We start from the raw sequence: 1,621 nt of genomic DNA, 5'->3' as shown, positions 1-1,621 counted from the left end.
GGGAGCACCCGGGGGGCGCGGGGAGGGTCTCCTCGGCACGTGCGGGTCCGCACACATCCGGCCCCGGCCCGCGGAGCCCGACCGATGATGATTCCGGGCCCCGGTCGAACCGGTGTTCCCGGTCGGACCCCGGATTCCCGGTGGGTCCCCGGTGGGGACGCCCCGGGACGCCGGACCGGCGATCGCCCGGTGCGCCGGCGGGCCGGTTGGGACCCGGCAAAGCCGTACGATCGGGGCGTGCGCATCGTGACATGGAATCTTTGGTGGCGGTTCGGGCCCTGGGAGGAGCGCCGGAAGGCGATCCTGGACACGTTGCGCGAGGTGGATCCGGACATCGTGGGTCTCCAGGAGGTCTGGCGGGAGGGCGAGGAGAACCTCGCCGCCCACCTCGCCGAGGAGTTGGGCCTGCACTGGGCGTGGGCCCCGGCGGGCCTGCCGCCGCACTGGGCGGACCGGGACATCGACCCGAACCTCGGCGTCGGCAACGCCGTCCTCAGCCGGTGGCCGATCGAGGCCACCGAGGTCCGCGAACTACCGGCCGCGGGGGGACCGGTGGAGGGCAGGGTCGCCCTGTACGCCCGGATCGCCTCCCCGCACGGCGCGGTCCCCTTCTTCACCACGCACCTGCACTCCCCACCCTTCGGCTCCGCGATCCGCTGCGAACAGGTACGGGAGTTGGCCCGTTTCGTCGGTGAGCGGTACGGCCACGGGCCGGTACCGGCCATCGTGACCGGTGACTTCAACGCCGAGTCGGACTCCGACGAGTTGCGGCTGTTCGGCGGCTCGCGAACGGCTCCGGTGGTGCCCGGGCAGGTGATGATCGACGTGTGGCGGTACGCGGAGCCGGGGGCGCCGTGGGCCAGTTGGGATCCACGCAACGGGTACCTGCGGCACCCGGCGGTGTTCCCCTCCCGGATCGACTACATCCACGTGGGACTCCCCGGCCCCCGGGGAGTGGTCGGGGTGCGCTCGGTGGGCCTGGCCGGCGACGGGCCGGTGGGTGGCGTGTGGCCCTCGGACCACCTCGCGGTGGTGGCCGACCTCATCCCGCCGGAGGAACTGCCGGTGTTGCGCTGATCGTTGCCGCCGGCCGGTACCGGCGGCGGGATCCCATCCCTGAATACGCATCCCGAATGCGTCTTTGATAGTCTCCGGGCGTGCGGCTGACGAAGTTCACCGACCTGGCGCTGCGTGCCGTCATGCGCCTGGCGGTCTGCGACGAGGGCGAGACCCTGACCACCCGGGAGGTGGCGGACGGCGTGGCCGTCCCCCACACCCACATGGCCAAGGCGATCACCCGCCTACAGCACCTCGGTGTGGTGGAGGCCCGTCGGGGGCGCGGCGGCGGTCTCGCCCTGACGGATTTCGGCCGCCACGCCTCCATCGGCTGGATGGTGCGGGAACTGGAGGGGGACGGGGAGGTCGTCGCCTGCGAAGGGGACCAACCCTGTCCGTTGCGCGCCGCCTGCCGCCTGCGCGGCGCGCTGCGCGAGGCCCAGGAGGCGTTCCACCGGACCCTGGATCCGCTCACCCCCGCGGACCTTGTCTCCTCCCCCACCGGACCGGTCCTGATGGGCCTGCCCCGCGCACGCCCCGACCGGAGCGCCGCACCCACCGAACC

At 73.3% G+C, this 1,621-nt stretch carries 2 protein-coding genes; both read left to right on the top strand.

Features of this window, described 5'->3' with window-relative positions:
- Positions 1 to 237: 237 nt before the first annotated feature.
- Positions 238 to 1,077: an endonuclease/exonuclease/phosphatase family protein gene (locus FNQ90_RS22495; protein ID WP_323380122.1), complete on the top strand. Its 840-nt coding sequence runs from the start codon at positions 238 to 240 to the stop codon at positions 1,075 to 1,077.
- An 80-nt stretch (positions 1,078 to 1,157) separates the two neighbouring features.
- Positions 1,158 to 1,621, top strand: a 464-nt coding sequence (locus FNQ90_RS22490) for an RrF2 family transcriptional regulator (protein ID WP_182608020.1), incomplete at its 3' end; no start/stop codon positions are given.

This window comes from Streptomyces alkaliphilus, assembly GCF_014141535.1.
In the GTDB taxonomy this organism is placed as follows: domain Bacteria; phylum Actinomycetota; class Actinomycetes; order Streptomycetales; family Streptomycetaceae; genus Streptomyces; species Streptomyces alkaliphilus.
This window is presented reverse-complemented; position numbering and strand designations above follow the sequence as displayed.